The sequence below is a fragment of the Streptomyces sp. URMC 127 genome (assembly GCF_051386535.1).
Classification (GTDB): domain Bacteria; phylum Actinomycetota; class Actinomycetes; order Streptomycetales; family Streptomycetaceae; genus Streptomyces.
Genome location: NZ_JBPQTW010000039.1, coordinates 1 through 22681 on the forward strand (window position 1 = coordinate 1; position 22681 = coordinate 22681).

At 71.4% G+C, this 22681-nt stretch carries 23 protein-coding genes and 1 pseudogene; 15 read left to right on the forward strand and 9 right to left on the reverse strand.

What is annotated here, in order from left to right; all coding sequences use genetic code 11:
* Nucleotides 1-872 (forward strand): annotated as a pseudogene (locus ACSNOH_RS11975) (hypothetical protein); the annotation flags it as partial.
* Between the two features lie 66 nt (nucleotides 873-938).
* On the opposite strand, the gene ACSNOH_RS11980 reads toward ACSNOH_RS11975, so the two are convergent.
* Nucleotides 939-2168, reverse strand: coding sequence for an IS110 family transposase (locus ACSNOH_RS11980; RefSeq protein WP_436721241.1), 1230 nt, complete (start codon nucleotides 2166-2168; stop codon nucleotides 939-941).
* A gap of 543 nt (nucleotides 2169-2711) precedes the next feature.
* On the opposite strand from ACSNOH_RS11980, the gene ACSNOH_RS11985 reads away from it, so the two are divergent.
* The 5 genes from ACSNOH_RS11985 (at nucleotide 2712) to ACSNOH_RS12005 (ending at nucleotide 5373) form a co-directional block, all read left to right on the forward strand.
* A complete protein-coding gene (locus tag ACSNOH_RS11985) occupies nucleotides 2712-3425 on the forward strand; it encodes an LmeA family phospholipid-binding protein (protein WP_436721242.1) in 714 nt (237 codons plus the stop codon).
* A gap of 200 nt (nucleotides 3426-3625) precedes the next feature.
* Nucleotides 3626-3706, forward strand: coding sequence for a putative leader peptide (locus ACSNOH_RS11990; RefSeq protein ID WP_359104787.1), 81 nt, complete (start codon nucleotides 3626-3628; stop codon nucleotides 3704-3706).
* Nucleotides 3707-3825: 119 nt separating this feature from the next.
* Nucleotides 3826-4668: a sulfurtransferase gene (locus ACSNOH_RS11995; RefSeq protein ID WP_436721243.1), complete on the forward strand. Its 843-nt coding sequence runs from the start codon at nucleotides 3826-3828 to the stop codon at nucleotides 4666-4668.
* A 58-nt stretch (nucleotides 4669-4726) separates the two neighbouring features.
* Complete coding sequence (locus ACSNOH_RS12000) at nucleotides 4727-5014, forward strand: DUF1416 domain-containing protein (protein ID WP_436721244.1); 288 nt, start codon at nucleotides 4727-4729, stop codon at nucleotides 5012-5014.
* Between the two features lie 101 nt (nucleotides 5015-5115).
* Complete coding sequence (locus ACSNOH_RS12005) at nucleotides 5116-5373, forward strand: DUF3099 domain-containing protein (RefSeq protein ID WP_436721245.1); 258 nt, start codon at nucleotides 5116-5118, stop codon at nucleotides 5371-5373.
* A 35-nt stretch (nucleotides 5374-5408) separates the two neighbouring features.
* Here the strand turns inward: ACSNOH_RS12005 and ACSNOH_RS12010 are convergent, their stop codons facing one another.
* Nucleotides 5409-5774, reverse strand: a complete 366-nt coding sequence (locus tag ACSNOH_RS12010) for a DsrE family protein (protein ID WP_436721246.1) — start codon at nucleotides 5772-5774, stop codon at nucleotides 5409-5411.
* Between the two features lie 270 nt (nucleotides 5775-6044).
* Here ACSNOH_RS12010 and ACSNOH_RS12015 point away from each other — a divergent pair, with 270 nt between their 5' ends.
* The 6 genes from ACSNOH_RS12015 (at nucleotide 6045) to ygfZ (ending at nucleotide 11306) form a co-directional block, all read left to right on the forward strand.
* Nucleotides 6045-6641 (forward strand): FABP family protein, encoded by a 597-nt coding sequence (locus ACSNOH_RS12015; RefSeq protein WP_436721247.1) that lies wholly within the window; start codon nucleotides 6045-6047, stop codon nucleotides 6639-6641.
* A 334-nt stretch (nucleotides 6642-6975) separates the two neighbouring features.
* Nucleotides 6976-8004, forward strand: a complete 1029-nt coding sequence (locus ACSNOH_RS12020; RefSeq protein WP_436721279.1) for a FecCD family ABC transporter permease — start codon at nucleotides 6976-6978, stop codon at nucleotides 8002-8004.
* Nucleotides 8004-8777, forward strand: a complete 774-nt coding sequence (locus ACSNOH_RS12025) for an ABC transporter ATP-binding protein (RefSeq protein ID WP_436721248.1) — start codon at nucleotides 8004-8006, stop codon at nucleotides 8775-8777. The genes ACSNOH_RS12020 and ACSNOH_RS12025 overlap by 1 nt, the downstream gene beginning before the upstream one ends.
* Before the next feature lie 9 nt (nucleotides 8778-8786).
* Entirely contained in the window at nucleotides 8787-9845 is a 1059-nt protein-coding gene (locus ACSNOH_RS12030) for an ABC transporter substrate-binding protein (protein ID WP_436721249.1), read from the forward strand.
* A gap of 18 nt (nucleotides 9846-9863) precedes the next feature.
* On the forward strand, nucleotides 9864-10313 hold the full coding sequence (locus tag ACSNOH_RS12035; protein WP_436721250.1) for a Fur family transcriptional regulator: 450 nt from the start codon (nucleotides 9864-9866) through the stop codon (nucleotides 10311-10313).
* Between the two features lie 9 nt (nucleotides 10314-10322).
* On the forward strand, nucleotides 10323-11306 hold the full coding sequence (gene ygfZ, locus ACSNOH_RS12040; RefSeq protein WP_436721251.1) for a CAF17-like 4Fe-4S cluster assembly/insertion protein YgfZ: 984 nt from the start codon (nucleotides 10323-10325) through the stop codon (nucleotides 11304-11306).
* Nucleotides 11307-11369: 63 nt separating this feature from the next.
* On the opposite strand, the gene dtd is transcribed toward ygfZ, so the two are convergent.
* Nucleotides 11370-11795, reverse strand: a complete 426-nt coding sequence (gene dtd / locus ACSNOH_RS12045) for a D-aminoacyl-tRNA deacylase (protein WP_398382537.1) — start codon at nucleotides 11793-11795, stop codon at nucleotides 11370-11372.
* Between the two features lie 153 nt (nucleotides 11796-11948).
* On the opposite strand from dtd, the gene ACSNOH_RS12050 reads away from it, so the two are divergent.
* The 3 genes from ACSNOH_RS12050 (at nucleotide 11949) to ACSNOH_RS12060 (ending at nucleotide 14652) form a co-directional block, all read left to right on the forward strand.
* Entirely contained in the window at nucleotides 11949-12539 is a 591-nt protein-coding gene (locus ACSNOH_RS12050; protein WP_436721252.1) for an RsiG family protein, read from the forward strand.
* A gap of 90 nt (nucleotides 12540-12629) precedes the next feature.
* A complete protein-coding gene (locus ACSNOH_RS12055; RefSeq protein WP_436721253.1) occupies nucleotides 12630-13871 on the forward strand; it encodes a GNAT family N-acetyltransferase in 1242 nt (413 codons plus the stop codon).
* 187 nt (nucleotides 13872-14058) lie between these two features.
* Nucleotides 14059-14652, forward strand: coding sequence for an NADPH-dependent FMN reductase (locus ACSNOH_RS12060; protein ID WP_436721254.1), 594 nt, complete (start codon nucleotides 14059-14061; stop codon nucleotides 14650-14652).
* 148 nt (nucleotides 14653-14800) lie between these two features.
* Here ACSNOH_RS12060 and ACSNOH_RS12065 read toward each other — a convergent pair whose 3' ends face one another.
* The 6 genes from ACSNOH_RS12065 to ACSNOH_RS12090 form a co-directional block, all read right to left on the reverse strand.
* Nucleotides 14801-15673, reverse strand: coding sequence for a hypothetical protein (locus ACSNOH_RS12065; protein WP_436721255.1), 873 nt, complete (start codon nucleotides 15671-15673; stop codon nucleotides 14801-14803).
* Nucleotides 15670-17370, reverse strand: a complete 1701-nt coding sequence (locus ACSNOH_RS12070; protein ID WP_436721256.1) for a hypothetical protein — start codon at nucleotides 17368-17370, stop codon at nucleotides 15670-15672. Before ACSNOH_RS12070 ends, ACSNOH_RS12065 begins: the two co-directional genes overlap by 4 nt.
* A 257-nt stretch (nucleotides 17371-17627) precedes the next feature.
* On the reverse strand, nucleotides 17628-18518 hold the full coding sequence (locus ACSNOH_RS12075) for a hypothetical protein (RefSeq protein ID WP_436721257.1): 891 nt from the start codon (nucleotides 18516-18518) through the stop codon (nucleotides 17628-17630).
* 62 nt (nucleotides 18519-18580) lie between these two features.
* Nucleotides 18581-19624 carry an ATP-binding protein gene (locus ACSNOH_RS12080; RefSeq protein WP_436721258.1) on the reverse strand — a complete coding sequence of 348 codons (1044 nt, stop codon included), beginning with the start codon at nucleotides 19622-19624 and terminating at the stop codon, nucleotides 18581-18583.
* Entirely contained in the window at nucleotides 19615-21714 is a 2100-nt protein-coding gene (locus ACSNOH_RS12085; protein ID WP_436721259.1) for a Mu transposase C-terminal domain-containing protein, read from the reverse strand. The genes ACSNOH_RS12080 and ACSNOH_RS12085 overlap by 10 nt, the downstream gene beginning before the upstream one ends.
* On the reverse strand, nucleotides 21680-22444 hold the full coding sequence (locus ACSNOH_RS12090) for a TnsA-like heteromeric transposase endonuclease subunit (protein ID WP_436721280.1): 765 nt from the start codon (nucleotides 22442-22444) through the stop codon (nucleotides 21680-21682). Before ACSNOH_RS12090 ends, ACSNOH_RS12085 begins: the two co-directional genes overlap by 35 nt.
* Nucleotides 22445-22681 lie beyond the last annotated feature (237 nt).

Below are 22681 nucleotides of genomic sequence, written 5' to 3' on the forward strand. Positions count from 1 at the left end.
CGGGGCCCCCGGCCGCGGTCGTGCCCGCCCCGGTGCACGAGCCCGCGCCCCCGGCCGTCCCCCTGGCCGTCACGGGCGACGACCGCGGCGGTGACAGCGCCGGCGGCGAGCGGCCGATGACGGCCGCCGAGAAGGCGAAGGCCGAGGGCCGGCCGCAGATCCTCTCGCCGGGCCTCAAGCCCGCGGTGGTGACGACGGCGCTCGCCGCGCTGCTCGCGCTCGCCGCGCCGCTCGGTCAGTTCGCGCTGGTGGTGCCGCTGGTGCTGCTCCAGGCCGTCACGGCCGCGGGCTGGTTCCGGCTCAACGGCATGTGGCCCGCCCGGCAGGGCATCGCGCTCGCGTTCCTCGGCGGCGTGGCCGCCGACATCGGCATGCTGGCCACCGACGGGTCCCAGGCGCCGACCGTCGTCATCGGCACCCTCGGCGTGTGGCTCCTGCTGGTCCTCGTGCTGCAGCTGCGCAGCCACGCCGCGCCGGACGAGCGCCTGTACGGCCTGACGGCGGCCGCCGCCTCCTCCGCCCTCGCGGTCCTCGCGGCCGGGCACCTGGCCGCGTCCTCCGACGCCGTCGTGGTCGGCGCGACGGCCGTGGCCGTCACCGCGCTGGCCCGGGCACTGCCGCTGCCGTCCGTGGCCGCGCCGATCGTGGCACTGCTCGCGGCCGCGGGCTCGGGCATCGCCACCGGCGGCCTCACCGGCATGGGCACCTCCGCCGCGCTGCTGGGCCTCGCCGCGGGCGCCTGCGCCCTCACCGGCCTGCGCGTCGCGAGCTACGACTACCCGTCGCGGTTCGTGCACATGACGGCGGGCGTGGCCCTGCCGCTCACGGCCGCGGCCCCCGCGGTCTACGTCCTGGGCCGCGTCCTGGGCTGACCCGCCGCCGCTCGGCCGTCCCTCCCCCCACAGCGGTCCGGTTAGACACCTCGCGACGCTAAGGCGTCAAGCGGCGGAGGCAAGGGGCATGGGGAAGGCGAGCTGTTCATCGAACAGCTCGCCTTTCTGCAGGCAGTGGTAGAGCTGGCCGATCATGCGGTTGAAGAGGTTCCTCTGGGCGGAGGCGTGCCAGTCTCCGTGCTCGTCGCGCCGTCGCCGGTAGTGCGCCATGGCTCCGGGCGAGGCCCGCAGCGAGGAGAAGGCCCACAAGTAGCCGGCGTGGTTGAGCCGGTCGTTTTTCACCCATCGCCGGGTGATGCTCGACTTCTTCCCTGACGCGCGTGTGATGGGTGAGGAGCCTGCATACGCTTTCAGGCCGCGGGCGTCGGCGAAGCGTGTGCGGTCGTCTCCGATCTCGGCGAGCACCCGGGCGCCGAGCTGGACGCCGAGTCCGGGGAAGCTGCAAATGATGTCAGCGTCCGGGTGCTGAGGGAACGCCTCCTCCACCGCCTCGGCGAGATCGTCGGCGGCCGTGCAGGCGGCGGTGAGCTGGATGAGGAGGGCGAGCATCTGCTTGCCGAGCGCGTCCTCGACCAGAGGCGGCTGATGGGCCCAGTCGGCGCGGAAGACCTCGCGGAGCCGCTCGGCCTCAGTGTCGATGCCGCGCTGGCGGCCGGCGCGCTTGAGCGCGGCAGCGATCTGCGTGCGCGTCAGCCGGGCGGCCCGGGCCGGGGTCGGGGCGGCCTTGAGGAGTTCGCGGGCTTCGGGGCGGCACAGGCCGTTCTTCCAGGGTTCGAACGCGGCCAGGGCGGCCGGGTAGTACTCGCGCAGGAGTGACCGGAGCTGGTTGGCCGTCTGCTGGCGGTTCCAGACCACATCCTGCTGGGCGCGGGCCAGGACAGCGATGGCGCGGGCCAGGTCACTGTCGCCCGGCAGGGGCCGGTGCGCGTGCATGTCGGTGCGGAGGATGTTCGCCAGGACCAGGGCGTCACCGGGGTCGGACTTCTTCCGGGAGACGCTGTGCCGGTCGCGGTAGCGGGCGGCAGCCATCGGATTGATCGCGAAGACCTTCCGCTTGCCGGTCCGCAGGACGGCGACCAGCAGGCCGCGGGACGTCTCGATCGCCACCGGGATCGGGTTCTCCTCGGTGTCGCCATATTCGGCGAGCAGGTCCAGCAGGATCTTGTAGCCGGCCGCGTCGTCGGTGATGTGCCGCTTGGCCAGCAACTGGCCCGAGTCGTCCACCAAGGCGACATCGTGGGTTCGTTCCGCCCAGTCAATACCGCAGTAGATCAAGATGTTCCTCCCCTGAGCATGAGCGTTCGCGCTGGTTACGAGCACATGCGGGCCACGCGGCGACCTAATTCCAGGCCTCGGCGTCAGGGCCGGGCCGCCACCTCGCTAGCCATGCGTGGCACCAGCGCGCCACGCGGGCCTCGGTCTATGCAGGAGCTCAGACAGGCTCGGGCGTAACAAGAGGTCACCGTGCGGCGGGCTCGCACCACGAAGATCAACGAGCGAGTAGAGCAGTGGGTGGTGGCGGCTGCGAAGACGCCGAACGCCGCACGATCTGTTCTTGGGCATTTCTGCCGTGTGGATGCGAAGGCATCCGCCCGGCGCCCACGCGACCGCCACCACCACGAGCACGAGGACCGTCCGCACGGTCTAACCGGAGGCTTCACCAGCCCAGCTCCATGAAGGCATCACGGTCCCCAGCACTCGAACAACCCCCACGAGACACCTGCGCCTCACAGGGATCCTTCAGAAGGAATTAGGCTCCATGGCATTGCAAGGGCAGTGCAGGGGCCTGACCGAGACCCGGGGGAGCTGGAGAACCGAATGCGCGCGATACGCATCACCCTGATCATCGCGGTGATATTGGGGGCCCTTTTCGTGGGCGCCGACCGTCTGGCGGTGTACTTCGCCGAGGACCAGGCGGCAGAGAAGATCCGCAGCAGTCAGGGGCTCACGGGCACGCCCGAGGTCTCCATCAAGGGCTTCCCCTTCCTCACGCAGATCGCCGACTCCACGCTGGAGGAGGTCGAGGTCAAGCTGGACGGCGCGACCGCGAGCTCCGGCGGGCAGTCGATCCGGGTGTCGGGCTTCGACGCCAGGCTGCAGGACGTCAAGATCGACAGCAGCTTCAGCTCCGCCGTCGCGACCCGGGCGACGGGCACGGCGCACCTCTCGTACGACGACCTCACCAAGGCCACCAACGACCCGTCGGTGAAGGTCGGCTTCGGCGGCCAGGGCGCCGCCGGCAAGAGCCAGGTCAAGGTCACCGGCAAGGTGCAGCTCGCGGGACTGCCCCTGGAGCGCAGCGTCGTCTCCACCGTCACGATCGTGAACGGCGACACCGTCCGGGTGCGGGCGGACAAGATGCCCGACGAGGCCCAGGCCTTCCCGGGCCTGGAGCGCGCGATCCGGCAGAAGACGGACTTCGACCGGCGCATCAGCGGCCTGCCGAAGGGCATCAAGCTGGACAAGGTCGTGGCCACGCAGGACGGTGTGGACATCACCCTGACCGGCTCGAACGTCAACCTGGCCGGCTGACCGGCCCGCCGCCGCGCGTCCACACACCGAGACACAGCGTCCGGAGGGCAGACGTCCCGGTGGTACGGGCACCCGGAGGCGGCGCGCGGGCGCTCCCACCGGCGCCCCTCCGGTAGCGGCTGTCCCATCATCCGGAAGATCCCGTCTCACTATCCAACACACCGGTGACACGCCAACTCCCCGTCCCTACGATCGTGGGCATGAAGCGACAGGCGGATCTCACGAAGCGGCGGGCAGTCGACCTGTGCCGCGTCGCCGCCATGCTCTGTCGTCATGTCTGACGGGAAGCGTTCCCCCGTCTCGTCTCCCATCCCACCCGCTGCGCAGCGCCGCGCGCTCCCCTCGCCGCGCGCCCAGCAAGCGCTTGCGCACATCCGCAACTGCCCCGGAGGAGAACAGCATGAGCCGCAGTGACGTCCTGGTGGACGCCGACTGGGTACAGGCCCGCATCGACGCAGGCGACCCCAAGACCGTCATCGTCGAGGTGGACGAGGACACGTCCGCGTACGACAAGAACCACATCAAGTCCGCCGTCCGCATCGACTGGAAGACGGACCTGCAGGACCCCGTCCGCCGCGACTTCGTGGACCAGGCCGGCTTCGAGGAGCTGCTCTCCGCGAAGGGCATCGCCAACGACGACACGGTCGTCCTCTACGGCGGCAACAACAACTGGTTCGCCGCCTACGCCTACTGGTACTTCAAGCTCTACGGCCACCAGGACGTGAAGCTCCTCGACGGCGGCCGCAAGAAGTGGGAGCTCGACTCCCGCGACCTGGTCGCCGAGGTCCCGCAGCGCCCCCGCACCGAGTACCGCGCCCAGCCGCAGGACGCCTCCATCCGGGCCTTCCGCGACGACGTCGTCGCGGCGATCGGCGAGCTCAACCTCATCGACGTCCGCTCCCCCGACGAGTTCAGCGGCAAGCTGCTCGCCCCGGCGCACCTCCCCCAGGAGCAGTCGCAGCGCCCCGGCCACGTGCCGACCGCGCGCAACATCCCCTGGTCGAAGTCGGCCAACGACGACGGCACGTTCAAGTCCGACGAGGAGCTGAAGGCGCTCTACGAGGGCGCGGGCGTGGACCTGTCGAAGGACACCATCGCCTACTGCCGCATCGGCGAGCGCTCCGCGCACACGTGGTTCGTGCTGCACGAGCTGCTCGGTCAGCAGAACGTCAGGAACTACGACGGCTCCTGGACCGAGTACGGCTCCCTCGTCGGCGTGCCGATCGAGCTCGGCGCCAACTGACCGTCTCCCCCGCCACAGGCAACAGGCAACAGGCAACAGGCAATCGAAGGAAACGCTTATGTGTGGAGCAAAGGCCGGCGGCCCCGACGCCTCGTCCGCCAAGCCCGGTGAGACCACGATCCAGGGCTTCGTGACCCGCGACGGCGAGCCCGTCACCGGCTACGTGCGCCTGCTGGACGCGACCGGCGAGTTCACCGCCGAGGTGCCCACGTCCGCGACCGGGCAGTTCCGCTTCTACGCGGCGGAGGGCACGTGGACGGTCCGCGCGCTGGTGCCCGGCGCGACCGCCGACCGCAAGGTCGTGACACAGCAGGGCGGCCTGGCCGAGGTCGCCATCGCCGTCTGACGACGGGCGTCACAGGACGCCACCGACGGCCGGAGGGCCGCACCCCGGGTTGGACGCCTCGGGGGGTGCGGCCCTCCGTGCCGCCGCCGTACCGTTGACGTATGTACGCGCGGCGGCGTCATCTGTACTTCGCCATGATGGGCATCTGCATCGGGCTGTTCGTCCTGGCGTGGGCGGTCGTGCGCCTGTGGTCGGTGCCCGCCGCGGTGGGGATGTGCCTGTTCGCCATGGTCATCCCGCCCGTCGCCGCCATCGTCGCCAACCGGCGCGGGCCCGACGACCGCTGGTGGGACGACCCCTCCGGCGACCCGAAGTCGGACGAGTGGTGGGACGAGCTCGACGGCAAGAAAAGGTACTGAGGCGCCGAAGCCGCGGGGCCGTGCCCGCGGGGCGCTCAGTAGACGAGCGCCTGCACGCCCTCCGCCATCGCCTCCTGCACGAAGACCTGCGCGCCGGCGATCCGCGCGCCCTCGATCAGGTCCTTCTCCTCGATGCCGCGCCGCGCCGCGCACTGCGTGCACAGCGTGATCGCGCCGCCGCCCGCCTTGATGCCCTCGATGAGGTCCGGCAGGGGCGCCGCGTGCGGCAGCTCGAACTCCGCCGCCCGCCCCGGCAGCGCGAACCACGACGACTCGCCGGTCAGCCACAGCGAGACCTCGACCCCGCTCGCGACGGCGACGGCCGCCACCGTGAACGCCTGCGAGCACCGCTCGGGCGCGTCCGCGCCCGCCGTCACCTTGATCACCAGCTTCTTGGCCATGCCAGGCACTCTAGCCCCGTCGCCGCAAGGCCGGGCGGCCACGATCCACCTCACAGCGCCGCGGGAACAGCGGGCGACTAGACTCGTGACCGGTCCGTACACCCTCACTCCCGACGAGGAGCGCGCTCGTGCTTGAGGCAGTCTTCACCACCCTGCTCGTGCTGGTCGCCGTCGGCGTTCTCGCGTTCGCCGGTCTGACCTGGAAGAAGCTGTACCAGGGCCAGCGCTGACCCGTCCCGTTACCCGTCCTCGCACAGATCGTCTGAGCCCATGATCGAGATTCCGTCCGACCTTCACCCGGACCTCGTGCCCCTCGCCTTCCTCCTCGGCACCTGGGAGGGTGCCGGCGTCGCGGACTTCCCCGGGGCCGAGAAGTGCAACTTCGGTCAGGAAGTCGTCTTCACCCACGACGGCCGTGACTTCCTGGAGTACACGTCGCACAGCTGGGTGCTCGACGCCGAGGGCAAGATGGTGCGCCCGCTGGAGACCGAGACCGGCTACTGGCGGATCGACAAGGACCGCAAGGTCGAGATCGTCATGGTCCGCGACGCGGGCGTCGCGGAGGTCTGGTACGGCGAGCTGGCCGACCAGAAGCCGCAGATCGACCTCGCCACGGACGCGGTCGCGCGCACCGAGGCCTCCGGCCCGTACAGCGGCGGCAAGCGCCTGTACGGCTACGTCAAGGGCGATCTGATGTGGGTCGGCGAGAAGGCCACCCCCGAGGTGCCCCTGCGCCCGTACATGTCGGCGCACCTGAAGAAGGTCGCCGACCAGAAGAGCCTCCAGGAGTGGGCCGCGAGCCTGCCCGAGGACGCCCCCGACGGCGTGGCCTTCTACAACCCGGACGGCACGCCCTACACCGGCTGAGCCCTCCGGCCCGAACAACCGCAAGCGCCCCGTGGGGGAAGTCCGGTCGAAGTCCGGCGCTGACCCGCAACGGTAGGCGGAAAAGGCCCTTAGGGGCCTTTTCCGTAAGCCCGATCGCCCACGGCGCGCACGATCCCCGCACAACTCGCCGTGGACTGCGAGGGGAACCACCCGGGCACGACCGCACCCCGCTCCGGGCCGCTTCTCCGTACGTACGGACGCGGCCCGAGGCGAAGGCGTACGTCCCGTGACGACAGATCTCCCGGTCCTCCGCCCGGAGCGTCCCGGTCCCGCGCCCGGCGCGCCGCCGGGCCCCGGCACGCCGCCGCGGCGGCTGCCGCTGCCGCCCCTGCTGGCCGTGCTCACGGCCGCGCTCCTGGTCTCCGTGCTGTGCGGCACGGGCCTCGGTGCCGCGGGCGTCACGTGGGGCGAGACGCTGCGCTACCTGCAGGCGGGCCTCACCGGCGGCATCATCACGCCCGCCGAGGTCTCCTCGTACACCATCGTCTGGGAGCTGCGCTTCCCGCGCGCCCTGCTGGCCGCCGTCGTCGGCGCGGGGCTCTCCGCCGTCGGCGTGGCCGTACAGGCCATGGTCCGCAACGCCCTGGCCGACCCGTTCGTGCTGGGCATCTCCTCGGGCGCCGCGATCGGCGCCAACGCCGTCCTGCTGTTCGGCGCGCTGGCCTCGCTGGGGGTCTGGGCGCTGTCCGGGGCGGCGTTCGTGTCGGCGCTCGCCGCGATGGTGCTGGTCTACCTGGCGGCGCGCACCCCGCAGGGCCTGACGCCGCTGCGGCTGGTGCTGACCGGCTCGGCGATGTACTACGGGTTCTCCGCCGTCACCACCCTGATGATCTTCAGCGCGGAGCGCGGCGAGGCCGCCCGCTCGGCCATGATGTGGCTGCTCGGCAGCCTGGGCGGCGCCACCTGGGCGTCCCTGCCGATCGCCGCCGCCGTCGTGCTGGCCGGGATCGGCGCGCTGCTGTGGGCGGCGCGCAGCCTCAACGCACTGGCCATGGGCGACGAGACGGCGGCCGCGCTGGGCGTGGACCCCGACCGGATGCGCCGCTGCCTGTTCGTGCTGGCCGCGGCCGTGACCGGGGCCGTCGTCGCCGTCAGCGGCGCGATCGGCTTCGTCGGCCTGATGGTCCCGCACGTCACCCGCATGCTCGTCGGCGCAGACCACCGCCGCGTGCTGGCCGTCGCCCCGCTGCTGGGCGCCGTGCTGCTGGTGTGGGTCGACATCGCCTCCCGGCTCCTGCTCGCGCCGGTGGAGCTGCCCGTCGGCGTCCTGACCGCCCTCATCGGCGTGCCCTGCTTCGTGCTGCTCATGCGGCGCCGCCGCTACACCTTCGGAGGCGCCTGATGCGGGTCGACATCGAGGACCTGTCGGTCGAGGTCGCGGGCGCCCGGCTGGTGTCCGACATCGCCCTGCACGCCGGGAGCGGGCAGTTCGTGGGCCTCATCGGCCCCAACGGCAGCGGCAAGTCCACGCTGCTGCGCTGCGCCTACCGGGCCCTGCGGCCCGTCACCGGCACCGTCCGCCTGGACGGCGACGACCTCCACGCCCTGAGCGCCCGGGAGGGCGCGCGCAGGCTGGCGGCGCTGCCGCAGGAGACGGCGAGCGAGTTCGACTTCACGGCGGGCGAGGTCGTCGCCATGGGCCGGCTGCCGCACCAGCGCTCCGGCACCCGGGCCACCGCCCGCGACGCCGAGGTGTGCGCGGCGGCCCTGGAGCGCGTCGGCGCGGCCCACCTGGCCGGCCGGAGCTTCCCGACACTGTCCGGCGGCGAGAAGCAGCGCGTGCTGATCGCCCGCGCGCTCGCCCAGGAGCCTCGGGTGCTGGTCCTGGACGAGCCGACCAACCACCTGGACATCGCCCAGCAGCTGGAGGTGCTGGCGCTGGTGCGGGACGCGGGCCTGACGGTCCTGGCCGCCCTCCACGACATCGACCTCGCCGCGACGCACTGCGACGTGCTCTACGTCGTCCGCGGCGGGCGCGTCGTCGCGTCGGGGCCGCCCGGCGAGGTGCTGACCGCGGAGCTCCTCGCCGGCGTGTTCGGCGTACGGGCGCATCGCGTGCCGCACCCGGAGACCGGCGCGACGCGCCTGCTGTTCGACCGCCTGCCCACTTCGTAAGGACCCCGCATGGCCCAGCGCAACGCCCGTACTGCCCGCATCACCCGCACCACCCGCACCGCCCTCGCCGTCCTCACCACGCTCGCCCTGGCCTCCGGCTGCGGGGCGAAGGTCGCCGAGCGCGCCGGCGGGGAGACCACCGGCGGGAACAAGCCGGGGCACTACCCCGTGACCATCGAGAACTGCGGCGTGAAGACGACGTACGACAAGGCGCCGCAGCGCGTGGTCACCAACGACGTCGGCATCGCGGAGATCATGTTCGCGCTCGGCCTGGAGGACCGCATGGCCGGCTACGTGGCCCCCGACTACCGCGCCGACCGCGAGTCCGTGCCGTGGAAGGACGGCTACGAGAAGGTGAAGTGGCTCTCCAAGAAGGAGATCACCAAGGAGATCGTGCTGGACGCCAAGGCCGACCTGGTCTTCGCGGGCTGGAACTACGGCTTCAACGAGGGCAGCGGCTTCACCCCCGACGCCCTGAAGAAGCTCGGCGTCGGCTCGTACGTCCTCACCGAGTCCTGCCGCAACGGCGGCGCGGGCAAGGCGCGCGGCGTGATGCCGCCCCTGGAGGCCCTCTACACCGACCTCACCACGCTCGGGAAGGTCTTCGACGTGGAGGACCGGGCGGCGAAGCTCGTCGCGGACTTCAAGAAGCAGGTCGCCGAGGCGCAGGCGGGCGTGCCGGCGGACGGGAAGCGGCCCACCGTCTTCCTCTACGACGACGGCCGCGACAAGGCCACCACCTCCGGCGCCTTCGCCGGGCCGCACGACATCATCACCAAGGCCGGCGGCGACCACGTGATGAAGGACGTGAAGGACACCTGGCCCTCGGTCGGCTGGGAGACCGTCGTCGAGCGCAACCCCGACGTCATCGTCATCAACAACTACGGGGACGTGACGGCCGAGCAGAAGAAGGAGTTCCTGAAGTCGTACGCGCCGCTCGCGAACGTCTCGGCCGTCAAGAACGACCGGATCTTCGTCCTCGACTACGTCGACCTCGTCGAGAGCCCCCGCAACCCGGCGGCCATCGCCGCGCTCGCCCGCTATCTGAAGGGGGTCCGGGGCGCGTGAGGCTCCTAGACTGGGAGGGTGGTGGACACCGACTGGCAGAGCAACCTCCGTAGGCGCGGATACCGGCTGACGCCGCAGCGCCAGCTCGTCCTGGAGGCCGTCGACCGGCTGGAGCACGCGACGCCGGACGACATCCTGACCGAGGTCCGGCGCACCGCCGGCGGGGTCAACATCTCCACGGTCTACCGGACCCTGGAGCTCCTGGAGGAGCTGGGCCTCGTCAGCCACGCCCACCTCGGGCACGGCGCCCCCACGTACCACCTCGCCGACCGGCACCACCACATACACCTCGTCTGCCGGGACTGCACGGGCGTCATCGAGGCCGACCTGTCCGTCGCCGCGGAGTTCACGGACCGGCTCCGCGCGGAGTTCGGCTTCGAGACCGACATGAAGCACTTCGCGATCTTCGGCCGGTGCGGGAAGTGCACCGCCGGGCGCGCCTCGGAGGAGCCGCCGGGCGCGCCGTAGGCTTGGCCCATGCCGCGTGAATCGAAAGCCAGCCCGCTGCTGTCGCTGCCCGGCGCCGTCGCCGCCGAGGCCCCGGACGAAGGGGTCGCCGCGCACTACGGCGATCTCTTCCGCGAACAGCGCGCGCTCGCCGGAGGGTCCGGTTTCGTCGACCTCTCGCACCGCGGGGTCGTCACCGTCACCGGGCCCGACCGGCTGAGCTGGCTGCACCTCCTGCTCACCCAGCACGTCAGCGAGCTTCCCCCGGGGCAGGCGACGGAGGCCCTGATCCTCTCCGCCCACGGGCACATCGAGCACCAGCTGTACCTGGTGGACGACGGCGAGACCGTCTGGGCCCACGTCGAGCCCGGCACCCAGGAGGCGCTCATCGCCTACCTGGAGAGCATGAAGTTCTTCTACCGCGTCGAGGTCGCCGACCGTACGGACGACTTCGCCGTCGTCCACCTGCCCGCGGGTTCGATCACGGAAGCACCCGAGGGCGTCCTGGCGCGCGAGACGGCGCACGGACGGGACCTGTTCCTGCCGCGCGCGCTGCTGGAGCCGTTCGCGGCGGCGCACGGCCCGGCCGCGGGCGTCCTCGCCTACGAGGCGCTCCGGGTGGAGGCGCACCGCCCCCGGCTCGGCCTGGAGACCGACCACCGGACCATCCCGCACGAGCTGGGCCTGATCGGCCCTGCGGTCCACCTCCAGAAGGGCTGCTACCGCGGCCAGGAGACGGTGGCCCGCGTCCACAACCTGGGGAAGCCGCCGCGGCGGCTGGTCTTCCTGCACCTCGACGGCAGCGAGGTGTCCCTGCCGGGGCACGGCGCCCCCGTGCGCCTCGCCTCCGACGGCCCGGAGGGCCGCCAGCTGGGCTTCGTGACGACCTCGGCCCGCCACCACGAACTGGGCCCGATCGCCCTGGCCCTGGTCAAGCGGAACGTCGCGGTCGACGCGGCGCTGCTGGTGGGCGAGAAGACGGCGGCGACGCAGGAAGTGGTCGTGGAACCGTAACGCCGTCCGGCGGGGGCGGGGGCGTACGGCTTGAGCCCGGTCCGGCGGTGCCGGACCGGGCGGTCAGACCTCGACCAGGACCGTGAACGGGCCGTTGTTCGTCAGCGACACCTTCATGTCCGCACCGAACCGGCCCGTCTCCACCTGCGCGCCCAGCGCGCGCAGGTGCGCGACGACCGCGTCGACCAACGGCTCCGCCACCGCGCCAGGAGCAGCCGCGTTCCACGTGGGCCGCCGCCCCTTCCGGGCGTCACCGTACAGAGTGAACTGCGAGATCACGAGCAGCGGCGCCCCAACATCCGAACACGACTTCTCGTCTTCGAGGATCCGTACGGACCACAGCTTCCGGGCGAGCTGCTCCGCCTTCGCCGGGGTGTCGTCATGGGTCACTCCGACGAGGACGCACAGCCCCTGTCCGATGATCTCTCCGACGGTCTCGCCGTCGACGACGACCCGCGCCCCGTCCACCCTCTGCACCACTGCACGCATACGGACCATGATGCCTTGCGTCCATCCAGGGCCGTTCGGGTGCGGAGACCCTGCGCCCGGGCCTCACCCAGTGGCACGATGCGTGCAGGCGGTGCCTTGTGCGGGCAAACGTGATACGGCCGCACACCGCCCGAGGGGAAACGGAAGACGCGCATGACCACACCCATTGAGGACGGCCCCATGCTCAAGGCAGCCGACGGCCGGCAGCCCCGGCCGCCGAGCCAGCGCTCCGGCCGGCAGGCGGACGTCCCCGGCCGCGCCCTCGGCGAGCTGAGCCTGGTGGAGCTGCGCGCCCTGCGCCGGGACGCCCGGCGGGACGAGGCGGACCTCAGCTACGTGCGGCGGCTCCTGCAGGGCCGGATCGACATCCTGCGGGCCGAGCTGGCGCGCCGCTCCGCGCCGGGCTCCCCGGTCATGGCCCGCCTCGTCGTGGAGCGGCTGTCGGAGATCCTCGCGGACTCCCCCTCGGACCACCGCTCGTCCGCCCGCCACGTCACCGTGGGCACGCCGCACAGCGAGGAGTACCGGCGGCTGGCCGAGGACATGCTGTCGGAGGTGGAGCTGTCGGACCTGGGCGCCCGCACGGACGGCGAGCTGCACGAGGCCATGAGCCGCCTGGCGTCGTACGAGCGGCAGGTGTCGGTGCGGCGCCAGCAGCTGCAGCGTACGGCGGACGACTGCAGCGGCGAGATCGCCCGCCGCTACCGCGAGGGCGAAGCGCAGGTGGACGACCTCCTGGCGTAACGGCGGGCGCCGGGCGTCCGGGCGCCGGGCGCCGGGCGCCCGCGGAAATCCCCGTGCGGGGCCCGCCGCCCGCCGCCTAGCGTCGCGCCCATGAGCCTCGACGTCCGCACGATCACCGAAGACGACCTCCCCAACTGGATCCGGGCCCGCCGCACCGGCTACGTGCAATCGCCCGCCGTGAGCAAGGCGGAGCTCGCGTACCGCCGCGGGCTCATGGATTTCGCCCGTGCCCAGGGCGCGTTCGACGAAGGCCGCTGCGTGGCCACGTACCGCAGCTTCACGCAGCGGATCAGCGTCCCCGGCGGCGCGTCGGTGACCGCGAACGCCGTCAGCAACGTGAGCGTCTCGCCCACGCACCGCCGCCGCGGCCTGCTCAGCCGCATGATCGACCGCGATCTGCGGGAGGCCGCGGAGCGCGGGGACGCCGCCGCGACGCTGATCTCCGCCGAGTACCCGATCTACGGCCGCTTCGGCTTCGGCCCGGCCGCCCGGGTCGTCGAGTGGGAGGTGGACGTGGCCCGCACGGGCGTGGACCCGCGCCACGCGGGCCCGGGCGACGGCGGGCGCGTCGACTACGTGGACGTCGCCGCGCTGCGGGAGCACGGCCCCGCCCTCTACGAGCGGGTCCGGGCCGTCCGGCACGGCCTCGTCGACCGCACGGAGACGTGGTGGCGGCGGAACACGGGCGCGCTGCCGATCGACGACACCCCCTGGACCGAGCCGTTCGCCGTGGTCTACCGCTCGGCGGAGGGCACCGTCGACGGTCTGCTCGTCTTCACCGCCGACGACAGGTGGGAGGCCAAGCTGCCGCACCAGACGGCGACCGTGCTGGACCTCGTCGCGGTCTCCCCCGCCGCCGAGCGCGCCCTGTGGCTGTTCCTGCTCTCGATCGACTGGATCACCCGCGTCCGCACGGGGTACCGGGCGCCCGACGACCTCCTGCCGGACCTGCTGCCGGACCCGCGGGCCGCGCGCGTGCTCACGCACGCCGACTTCCTGTGGCTGCGGCCGCTGGACGTGCCGGAGCTCCTGCGGTCCCGCACGTACCCCGTGGCCGGATCGCTGGTCCTCGACGTCACCGACCCGGCCGGGCCCGCCGGCGGACGCTTCCTGCTGGAGGCGGGCCCCGACGGCGCTTCCTGCGTCCGTACGGGGCGGCCGGCCGATCTGTCGCTGCCGGCCGCCGCGCTGGGCAGCCTCTACCTGGGCGACGAGTCCGCCGTACGGCTCACGGCGCTCGGGCAGGCGGCGGAGGAGCGGCCCGGCGCGGCGGGGCGGGCGGACGCGCTGCTGCGTACGGGGCGGCGGCCGTGGTGCGCGGACATCTTCTGAAACGCGTGAAACGCGCGGAACGTGACATTTAAAAAATGACTTATCCGGCAATCACCCCAATTCCCCCAACGCCCCTTGACCTCAAGCGGTGTTGAGGTTCCAGACTTCCGGGCAATGGAGCGGCTCACAGCCACCCACCACTCCACACACACCCGCCCACACCACTCACGACTCCAGAGGTCCCATCGTGTCCGAGAGCACCTATCGCCTCGCCGTCATCGTCGGCTCCACCCGCGACGGGCGCTTCGGCCCCACCGTCGCCAAGTGGTTCACCGACCAGGTCGCCCAGCACGGCGGCATCGAGGTCGATCTCATCGACCTGGCCCTCCACCCGCTGCCGGTGCGGCTCACCAAGGAGCCGTCCGCCGAGGACGCCGCCGCGCTCGCCGAGGTGACGCCCCGGCTCGAACAGGCCGACGCGTACGTCGTCCTGACGCCCGAGTACAACCACAGCTACCCGGCGTCCCTGAAGAACCTCATCGACTGGCACTACACGCAGTGGCGCGCCAAGCCCGTCGCCTTCGTCTCGTACGGCGGCCTGGCCGGCGGCCTGCGCGCGGTAGAGCACCTGCGGCCTATCTTCACCGAGCTGCACGCTGTGCCCATCCGCGAGCAGGTCAGCTTCCACAGCCCCTGGGGCACGTTCGACACCGACGGCCGGCACCTGGACGAGGCGGCGGGCGTTCAGGCCGCCGGCGCGGCGAAGGTCATGCTGGACCAGCTGACCTGGTGGGCCGTGTCCCTGCGGGAGGCGCGCGCCGCCCGCCCGTACGGCGCCTGACCGGCGCCGCCCACGAACTCCTGCCCCCGGCCCTACCCCCGTTGGGGCCGGTGGCAGGCACATCGTGACGAGCGGGCGCGCTCCTTCACCCTCCCCCCGGTGCGCGCCCGCGAGATACCCCCGGACGGGGCTGATTCGGAATTACGGGCTACTTGTCGGCCAGCAGGTCGGTGCGGTGCTGTTCGAGGTCGGTGACGCCGTCGAGGTCCACCGTGATCGTGTATTGGGTGCGGACCCCGTCGGGGCCCTTCTCCGGGTCAAGCTGAAAGTTGTCCACGAAGCCCCAGCTGCGGCCTGTGTAGATGCCCTTGATCCTGCCGTCCACCGTCCCGACGGCGTCGAAGGGGCCACCCTCCCAGCGGAAGGTCCAGTAGGTCCGGTACCAGGCGTCCAACTGCTCCGGGGCGGCCATGAAGCGCTCGCCGCTCGGGTCCCGGGGATCGGCGACGAGCTCCTCAGGCCGGTCATCCCCGGCGGTAAGGGCGACGAGGCCCGACGCGTCGGCCTGGTCAGCGGCCGGGTACGTACGGCCGTGGTGGACCGCGAAGGCCTTGGGGCGAAAGTGGTCAAACTCGTCCAGACGACGCACCAGGGCTTGCAGTGGCTGGATCAGATCCTCACGGTGCATCTCCAGCTCGGTGACCTCGTCTCGCGGGAAATCGCCGTAGTAAGTGATGGCCAGACGCTTGAGGTGTTCCTTGGCGAAGTGTTCGTCGGAGCCGAGGTAGTCGCCCGAGAGCGTGGTGGGCGTGGCGGCGGTGCATTCGAAGAGCTCGCCGCGCCAGCGGAACGTCCACGTCACGGCGTCCCAGGCTTCCAGGCGCTCCGGCGCAACCGGGTATCCCACCGACCCGTCGGCAGCCTCGCGCGGCGCGAGCCCTTCGGGTGCGGGGCGGCCGGGATCGGGCAGCAGTTCGACGCACGGCCACAGGCCCACGGCGGCACGGGCCCGGTAGCGGTCTCCGTGGAAGACGGCGACCTCGCCCTTGACCGGGAAACGGAAACCCGCAGCGTCAGTCATACCTTTTTCCAAAGCCCTTCGTTCTTGTCGAAAAAGCCGATGGCCTCTTCCGTACCGTCGGCGCGCATACGCCAAATCTCAGCATGGTGAGGGATACCGGTTGGCTCGGCAAGCCACTCCGGGACACCCCCGCCGGTGTAGCCGGTGCCAAGAAACGGGTCTTCCCAGCTCCGCCCCTCACTCTGGCCGGCTATGCCGGCGATGCGGTCGGCCAACTCCTTGTCGTCGACGGCGCCGAGGGACGGCTCGGCCCGTATGTCGTGCGGGGCTGGGAAGCGCAGCTGGTACGCCTCGGGCGCGCCGGGAGGGACGGGGGTCCAACCCGCCCCGCCGTCGTCAAGAGCGAGTCCGTCGCGCAGTTGGTCCATGCTGCGCAGGTCGGCGGTGTCGCAGCCGCGCGCGATGGAGCCTCGGAACTGCCCGGGATCGAAGGGCCTCCTGCCGAGCGTCGTGGCGTTGCTCAAGTAGGCCTCCATGGTCTTCGGGTCGATCACCTTGGTAACCATTCGGCCCTCGTCGAGCTTGATCGCGTCACGGACCTCGACGACCTCGCGGGCCTGCTCCTCGCTCAGGTCATTGGTCCGGCTGAGCCGGAGCTTGTCGTGCTCGGAGCGGTCCAGGCCGCGTGCCGCCAACTGGTCGTCGAGCTCCTGCTGGTAGTGGGGGCCGTCGCGTAGCGCCTTGTTGTCGTACTGTTCGGCTTTATCCTCAGCCATGTCCGGGGCCTCGGCATTGGACGCCTCGGCCGACTCGGCTTCCCTCTCAGCGTGCGCGGCGAGGTCCTGAGCGTCTTGCGCCTTCGGCTCCGGAGCGCCGTCGGCCGGAGGCGCGGTGTCGGCATCCGACTCCGAAACGTCCGTAGACGCGGGGGGCTCCGGAGCATCGTCGACCGACGCCGTGGGGTCCGGAGCGTCATCCTCCGAAACCTCCGCAGGCGACTCCCGCACCTCATCAGCTGACTCCGAACCGTCCACAGCCGGATCCGGGGCATCATCGTCCGACTCCGGCACCTCATCAGCCCGGCCCGAAGCCTCGGCAGCCGAATCCGAGGTCTCGTCGGCCGGTTCCGCCTGCTCCGAAGCATCATCGGCCGTCTCCCTCGGGTCCGGAGCATCATCCGCCGAAGCATCCGCAGACGACTCTGCGGCCTCGGCCCGCTCTGGAACAGCCTCCACCCCGTCCTCAGACGCAGACGGCGCAGAGGTATCCGCCGGCGCCGCCTGCTCCGGGGCATCCTCGGCCGAGGCCTCCGCACGCGACTCCCGCGCCTCATCACCAGCATCATCAGCCGACTCAGGAGCCTCATCAGCCGCATCCGGCGCATCAGTCGGCAGATCCGGGGCATCATCCGCCGCAGGCGCGGCGTCGGCAGTCCGCTCAGGAACATCCGTCGACGTGGACGGCTCCGGAGCATCGTCAACCGACGCAGCCGGCTCCGGGGCATCATCCGCCGAAGCGTCCGCAGACGGCTCCGCAGCCTCCGTCCCGGTCTCAGGCGCTGACGATGCCGGGGCATCCGCCGGTGCCGCTGCCGGATCGGGGGCGTCATCGGCCTTTGAGGCGTCATCAGCCGGAGCCGTGGTCTCACCACTTGGCTCCGGAGCATCGTCAACCGACGCAGCCGGCTCCGGCGCCTCATCGGCCGCAGGCGGAGCTTCGGGTATCGGTGGGGGCTCCTCGCGGGTGCGGTCGCTCATGAGGTGGCTCCGGGGGCGGTGCGTACGCGGGACAGGCGGGCCCAGGGCAGCGTCCTGCGCTGCCGGGCACCGCGCTCAGCCGTCATCTTCAGGATCAGCACGGTGATCAGCGAAACCGCCCCTTCTCGTTGCCGCCGACTCCGGCCGGTCCGCGGCCAGTTCCGCGATCGCCGGGCAGCGTAACAGCCCACCACCAGGCAAGATCGTGTCTCGTCTCAGTGAGGGTGAGCCATGACGAGGCTGTGACCAGCGGTGGTTCAGATCGAGTGGGACGGTGTGGGGGCTTCTGTCTCACTCAACCTGAGCACTTGGGCTTCGTGCGCCATGCGGACGACGAGGTGAACGAGGGCGGTGCGCATCCAGGGGCCCGTGATGGAGCGTGGCCGGTAGTCGAGGGTGAAGAGGCGCTCGAACTCGGCCAGGATCCTGGGGCCTGCCTCTTCTCGTGACATGTTCGTCGTGAGCTTCAGCGACAGCGCGACGACCAGAGCGATGAATCGTGCCAGCTGGGGGAAGCGGGAAGCCAGCCGGAAACGGTGGTGTGGGCCGAAGGGTTTGTGCTCGCGTGGGTTGGTCGTATGGAGTCGGTCGAGGAGCGCAGTAGCGTCGTTGCGGACCAGGCCGCGGCGGTCCAGTTCCGACCAGTGGCGTTCGCAAACCCGGTAGCACTCCGCGATGAAGCGCTCACCATGCCGCTGTTCCAAACGGTTGATGAGGACCTGTGCCCGGGTGACTTGGGGAATCGGAGCCAGGTCGATTTGCTGTTCAACGAAGGCCACGCCCTCGCTGTGCCAGATGCCGTGCCGGACGCATACGAGGTCGTAACGGCTGCGCACGTGGACATGAACTGATCCGGTGCCGCCGGCCTGCCAGACGCACCGGCGGCAGGCGAACCGAGTCATCACGCCGAGCGACTTGAGCGGCGGAGCGATGCCGGGAGCGTAGCGGCGGAGTTCGGGGATGGCCCAGGCCAGGGATGTGCGGGGCTGGCCGCTGAGGAGGGCCAGCAGGTCAAGTTCGTTGAGCGGGCAGCGGAGCCAGCGGGAAGGGGTGCGCAGGTGACGTTCCGGGATGCGGTTCACGGCGGCCAGGCGGTGGGTGTAGGACTCCAGCGTCTCGTTCGGGAACGGGGTGACGGTGTGCGGCAAGGGCCGTGCGATCACCGGGGTGAACGGCAGCGAGGTGACGGCCTCGGGGCCTGGGGGGCGGCTCATCCGGCCGCCTTGCGGGTTTCGCCGCGGTAGGCGCTTTCGCTGGCGTGATCGACGTGGAGGGCGGCCAGTTTGCGGCGGGTGATGCGCTCGCTGCCGTCGAGGATCGCGGAGATGGCGGCGGCCCGGATCAGATGGGAGAGACTTCCGATCATTCCGCTGGTGCGCTGGTGGAGATAGCTGGCGAGCTCCACCAGGGTGCCCGGGGTGTGCTGGTGCAGCCGGAGGGTGTCCTCCATGGTCTTGACCAGGCCCTCCCATTCCGGGCCGAGAGGGAAGGGGCCGGTGTGCAGGAGGGTGCAGCGGCCGGCGATCTGACCGCCGCGGATGCCGGTGAACAGCCCGGAGTGCTCGACGTCGATGCCGGCGTAGACGAACGTGGCGGGCAGGTGCTCGGTGAAGTACTTCAGGTGGTCGGACAACTCCTCGCCGGCGATGGTGGCGAGGTTCATCAGGTGAATCTCGTCGACCAGGATCAGATCGGTGCGGGCCTCGATGAGGACCTGACAGACGGCGCTGGTGATGTCCGTGGTGTTGTGCCGGGGAGTGATCACCGGCAGGCCGAGGAAGCGGGCGAGCTCCACCGCGAGCTTGCGCGGTGATCCTTTGGGCGGAGCGGTGACGTAGACGACCGGAATACGCCTGCCGTCGGGGTAGCGCTGCCGGACGCGCAGCTCGTGCAGCCGGCCGAGTTGTTTGAGCGCGGTGGACTTGCCGGTAGTCCGCTCGCCGGAGATGATCAGGCCGCGGCGGGCGCCGTACTCCCTGCGGTTCAGCAAGGTCAGCAGGCGGCCCTGGTGGCAGACGTCGTTGACGGTGGAGGTCCGCACCACCTGGAGTTCGGAGTGGTAGTCCGTGCGGGCCTCGTTGTAGTCCGAGCGCTCGTCGTCGGTCATGGCCTCCCAGCGGTCCGGGGAGGCAAGGGTGAAGGTGGCCGGATCCTTCTCCACGAACCGCCGCCACCCGGCCAGCGTGGTAGTCGGCTCAGTGCGTTCCTCGCCCTCCGGGGCCGGGTCCTCCGCGCGGGAGGTGTTCACCACCATCGCTTCGCCTCCTCGCGGGCGTCGAAGATGCCCAGCGGCACCACCTTCGCCAGCTCCTCGTTCGCCAACTCCTCGTTGTCCTGGGCTGGTTCGGTCGTCGGTTCGGCTGCGGGGGGCACCGGCCGGGGCCAGGCGGGGTCTTTGGTGGCCCGGGTCCGGGCTGCAACCTTCCGGTCCCGGCGGTGGGCGGACTGGCCCTTGCGGCGTGGGGCCGGCTGCCCTTCGGGCCCGTCTGCCGCTTTGTCCAGCAGCTCGGCCGCCGCCTGGGCGACCGCTTCCTCGGTCGGCTTGCGCTCTTCACGCTCGCTGAGCACCTGGCGGGTCCGGTCCCATACGAGCTCGCCCATCGGGACGGGTGCGGTGCGCAGATGGCGCCACGTCGCGGTGATCCACCCAGTGCCGCGGTGGTTGCGGACCCAGACGCAGGAGATGTCGTAGGGGTCGTAGCGGACCTCCCAGAGCCGGCCGTCCGGCCCGGACCCCGAGGGCTGGCGCCGGTAGGGGCTCAGCTCCGGAGCGTCGTACGTGCGGTTGTTGATCTTCACGCCGCTGGGGGCGATCGCCCGCCACTTGCGGGGCATGAGCTGGATGTACTCGGCTGGGCTGAGCGCGACCGGCACGTATCCGGCGGCCGACACCAGCGCGGCGTACTTCTCGTTCGGACTCAGGGCCCGACCGGCCACGAGCGGATCCCGCAGGCCCTCGTGCGGGCGATGCTGCCAGACGGCCACCACCCACTCCTGCAACATCTCCTGAAGCTGGTGGACCGACCAGACCGCCTCGGCCGCGGGGTCCTTGCCCCGCATCTCAGCGTTGCGGCCCTTGTAGCCGGCCACGTGCTGGGCGAACATCGTCGCCACCGACTGCAAAGTCCGCTCGACGTGCGGCTTGTCGGTCGGGGTGTCCGGATGCGCGGGCTGGAAGGAGATGCCCAGCGACCGGCAGGCATCCCGGAAGGTGTCGGAGATGTAGGCCTTGCCGTGGTCGCTGACGACCGTCTCCGGCACGATCACCGGCACCGCCGCGGCCTTGGCCAGCCGCTCGTCCAGCGGCAGCAGCGAGGCGTGTGGCAGCACCGAGCGCGACATGCCCAAGGCCTCGGCCCAGCCGGGGCGAACCGGCTCCGGCGTCATGGCCCGCGCCAGCAGCAGCGCGGCGTCCACCGCCTTGGTCGTCGGCCGCAGCACCACCGCCGCCAGCGTCCGGGTGGCCAGGTCGACCAGCCCGGTCAGCTCGCAGGTGTCTACCGTCCCGTCGTCGTGGACGGCCAGCACGTCCAGCGGGGTCGAGTCGATCTCCATCACCTCGCCGGGCCGGGCCGCGGTCAGCTGCCCGAACATCCGCTGCGGCTGCTTGGCCAGCGACCTGCGGGTGCGGGCCGAGCCCAGCGTGTGCCGCCCGCAGGAGACCGCCTCCAGCAGCCGGTAGAACGTTGCCCGTGAGGGCATCGCAACCGTCCCCCTGCCGTGCTCTGCGGCCAGCTCCCGCTCCACCCGGCGCCGCAGCACCTGCCCGGAGACGGTGGACCGCTCACTCTGGGCGGCCACCACCTTCTCGATCGCGGCCACCACCCGCGGATCGGCGCGGCCCGTCCCGGTCGAGGGCTTGCGCAGCCGCCCGTCCACCAGCCCGACCACCCCCTCCCGCTCGAACCGTCCCCGCATCCGGCGCAACGTGCTCAACGCCAGCGTCTCGCCCGCCGCGTGCAGTTCGGCCAGCTTGGCCAGCTCCCGCTGCCGCAACGAGCGCACCGCCGGGTCGTACTCGGCGCGAACCGGGGCGTGCGAGTCCCCGCCCTGGCGGCCGGTCAGCAGCTCGGTCAGGTGCCGCTGCCACCACCGGGCCCGCTCTGCCACCTCCTCGGGCAGCCCCTCCAGCACCCCTGACTCCGGCAGCGGCGGACGCGCCGACCCCGTCCCGACCACGGCGAAGCCGTCAGCGGCCAGCAGATGCCCGAGCAGGACCACGCTCGCCGCCTGCGCGTCGTCGACCAGCCGCACCGTCGTGCCGGACAGCGCGGCAACGGTGTGCTCGCGCCCGTCGAAGCGCACCCGGTCACCCACCGACAGCACGTGAGGACGCGAAGACATCCCTGTCCACCTCCCCCGAACTCAGCACCGGCCCGGGGCCCACCAAAGTGGCCGCCGACAACAGCGCGGACTCCAGATCAGCGGTCAGGTCCCGGCGCCACAGAAGGTGGAACAGCACCGGCAGCACGGCGATCGGATCCCCGACCACCCGCACCCCCTCCAGCAAGCCCTGGCCCCGCTGGAAGACCGTCCGCAATGCCACCGCCACCGGGTCCCGCATCACCCGCGGGTGCCGGTAACCGGCCAGCCAACGCACGTTCGCCACCAGCACCGGATCCATCACGCCGACCCGCTGGTAGTTCCAGCCGACACGGCCGCAGGCCTCCCGCGTCACCGCGAACTTCACCGCGTCCTGCGGCTCCACCCGCTCATCAGGGCGCACGTCGATCACCACGGCAGTGCCGTCCCGGCGGCGTACGAAGTAGTCCGGCGTGTGCTCCACCCGACGCCTGCGGCCCTCCACCCGCCACGACAGCCGGAACGGCTGGGACACCATCGCCGTCACCTGCGGATCGAAGTCCAGCCGCATCAGGTGGTCCCGCTCAAGCCACGACTCGTACCCCACGTGCACGGCACCTGTCGCCGCCCAGTACCAGCCGGTGAAATTCCGCTGCCCTCTGAACGAGGGGAACCTACGGACCGGTCCCGCCGACTCGAACGGCACCGGCCACATCACCTCAAGCGGCCCCCGGCGCAACTCGCCCCGGCCATCGACGTACTCCAAGCACACATCCTCCGCGTCCACCAGCCACCTCTAGTCGGCGCTGACCTGGCGGAACGACGGTAGGGAAAGAAGAGGACCGGTGAGTCAGGAAGAGCGAGACAGATCGACACTTGGCCGAGATTGACTGAGACGCGCAGCCAGATGGATCAGATCGATCGAGACTGGCTCACCTTCAGCGCGACAGGACAGATCGCGCTCCCCGGCGGGCCCACCACACCCTCGCCACACACTTTTGCAAGCAGG

Bases quoted from the DNA above. Each gene is read 5' to 3' on its own strand.
- ACSNOH_RS11985 (WP_436721242.1), top strand. From the start codon at position 2,712: ATGCGCGCGATACGCATCACCCTGATCATCGCGGTGATATTGGGGGCC.
- ACSNOH_RS11990 (WP_359104787.1), top strand. From the start codon at position 3,626: ATGAAGCGACAGGCGGATCTCACGAAGCGGCGGGCAGTCGACCTGTGC.
- ACSNOH_RS11995 (WP_436721243.1), top strand. From the start codon at position 3,826: ATGAGCCGCAGTGACGTCCTGGTGGACGCCGACTGGGTACAGGCCCGC.
- ACSNOH_RS12000 (WP_436721244.1), top strand. From the start codon at position 4,727: ATGTGTGGAGCAAAGGCCGGCGGCCCCGACGCCTCGTCCGCCAAGCCC.
- ACSNOH_RS12005 (WP_436721245.1), top strand. From the start codon at position 5,116: ATGTACGCGCGGCGGCGTCATCTGTACTTCGCCATGATGGGCATCTGC.
- ACSNOH_RS12010 (WP_436721246.1), bottom strand. From the start codon at position 5,774: ATGGCCAAGAAGCTGGTGATCAAGGTGACGGCGGGCGCGGACGCGCCC.
- ACSNOH_RS12015 (WP_436721247.1), top strand. From the start codon at position 6,045: ATGATCGAGATTCCGTCCGACCTTCACCCGGACCTCGTGCCCCTCGCC.
- ACSNOH_RS12025 (WP_436721248.1), top strand. From the start codon at position 8,004: ATGCGGGTCGACATCGAGGACCTGTCGGTCGAGGTCGCGGGCGCCCGG.
- ACSNOH_RS12030 (WP_436721249.1), top strand. From the start codon at position 8,787: ATGGCCCAGCGCAACGCCCGTACTGCCCGCATCACCCGCACCACCCGC.
- ygfZ (WP_436721251.1), top strand. From the start codon at position 10,323: ATGCCGCGTGAATCGAAAGCCAGCCCGCTGCTGTCGCTGCCCGGCGCC.
- dtd (WP_398382537.1), bottom strand. From the start codon at position 11,795: ATGCGTGCAGTGGTGCAGAGGGTGGACGGGGCGCGGGTCGTCGTCGAC.
- ACSNOH_RS12050 (WP_436721252.1), top strand. From the start codon at position 11,949: ATGACCACACCCATTGAGGACGGCCCCATGCTCAAGGCAGCCGACGGC.
- ACSNOH_RS12055 (WP_436721253.1), top strand. From the start codon at position 12,630: ATGAGCCTCGACGTCCGCACGATCACCGAAGACGACCTCCCCAACTGG.
- ACSNOH_RS12065 (WP_436721255.1), bottom strand. From the start codon at position 15,673: ATGACTGACGCTGCGGGTTTCCGTTTCCCGGTCAAGGGCGAGGTCGCC.
- ACSNOH_RS12070 (WP_436721256.1), bottom strand. From the start codon at position 17,370: ATGAGCGACCGCACCCGCGAGGAGCCCCCACCGATACCCGAAGCTCCG.
- ACSNOH_RS12080 (WP_436721258.1), bottom strand. From the start codon at position 19,624: ATGGTGGTGAACACCTCCCGCGCGGAGGACCCGGCCCCGGAGGGCGAG.
- ACSNOH_RS12085 (WP_436721259.1), bottom strand. From the start codon at position 21,714: ATGTCTTCGCGTCCTCACGTGCTGTCGGTGGGTGACCGGGTGCGCTTC.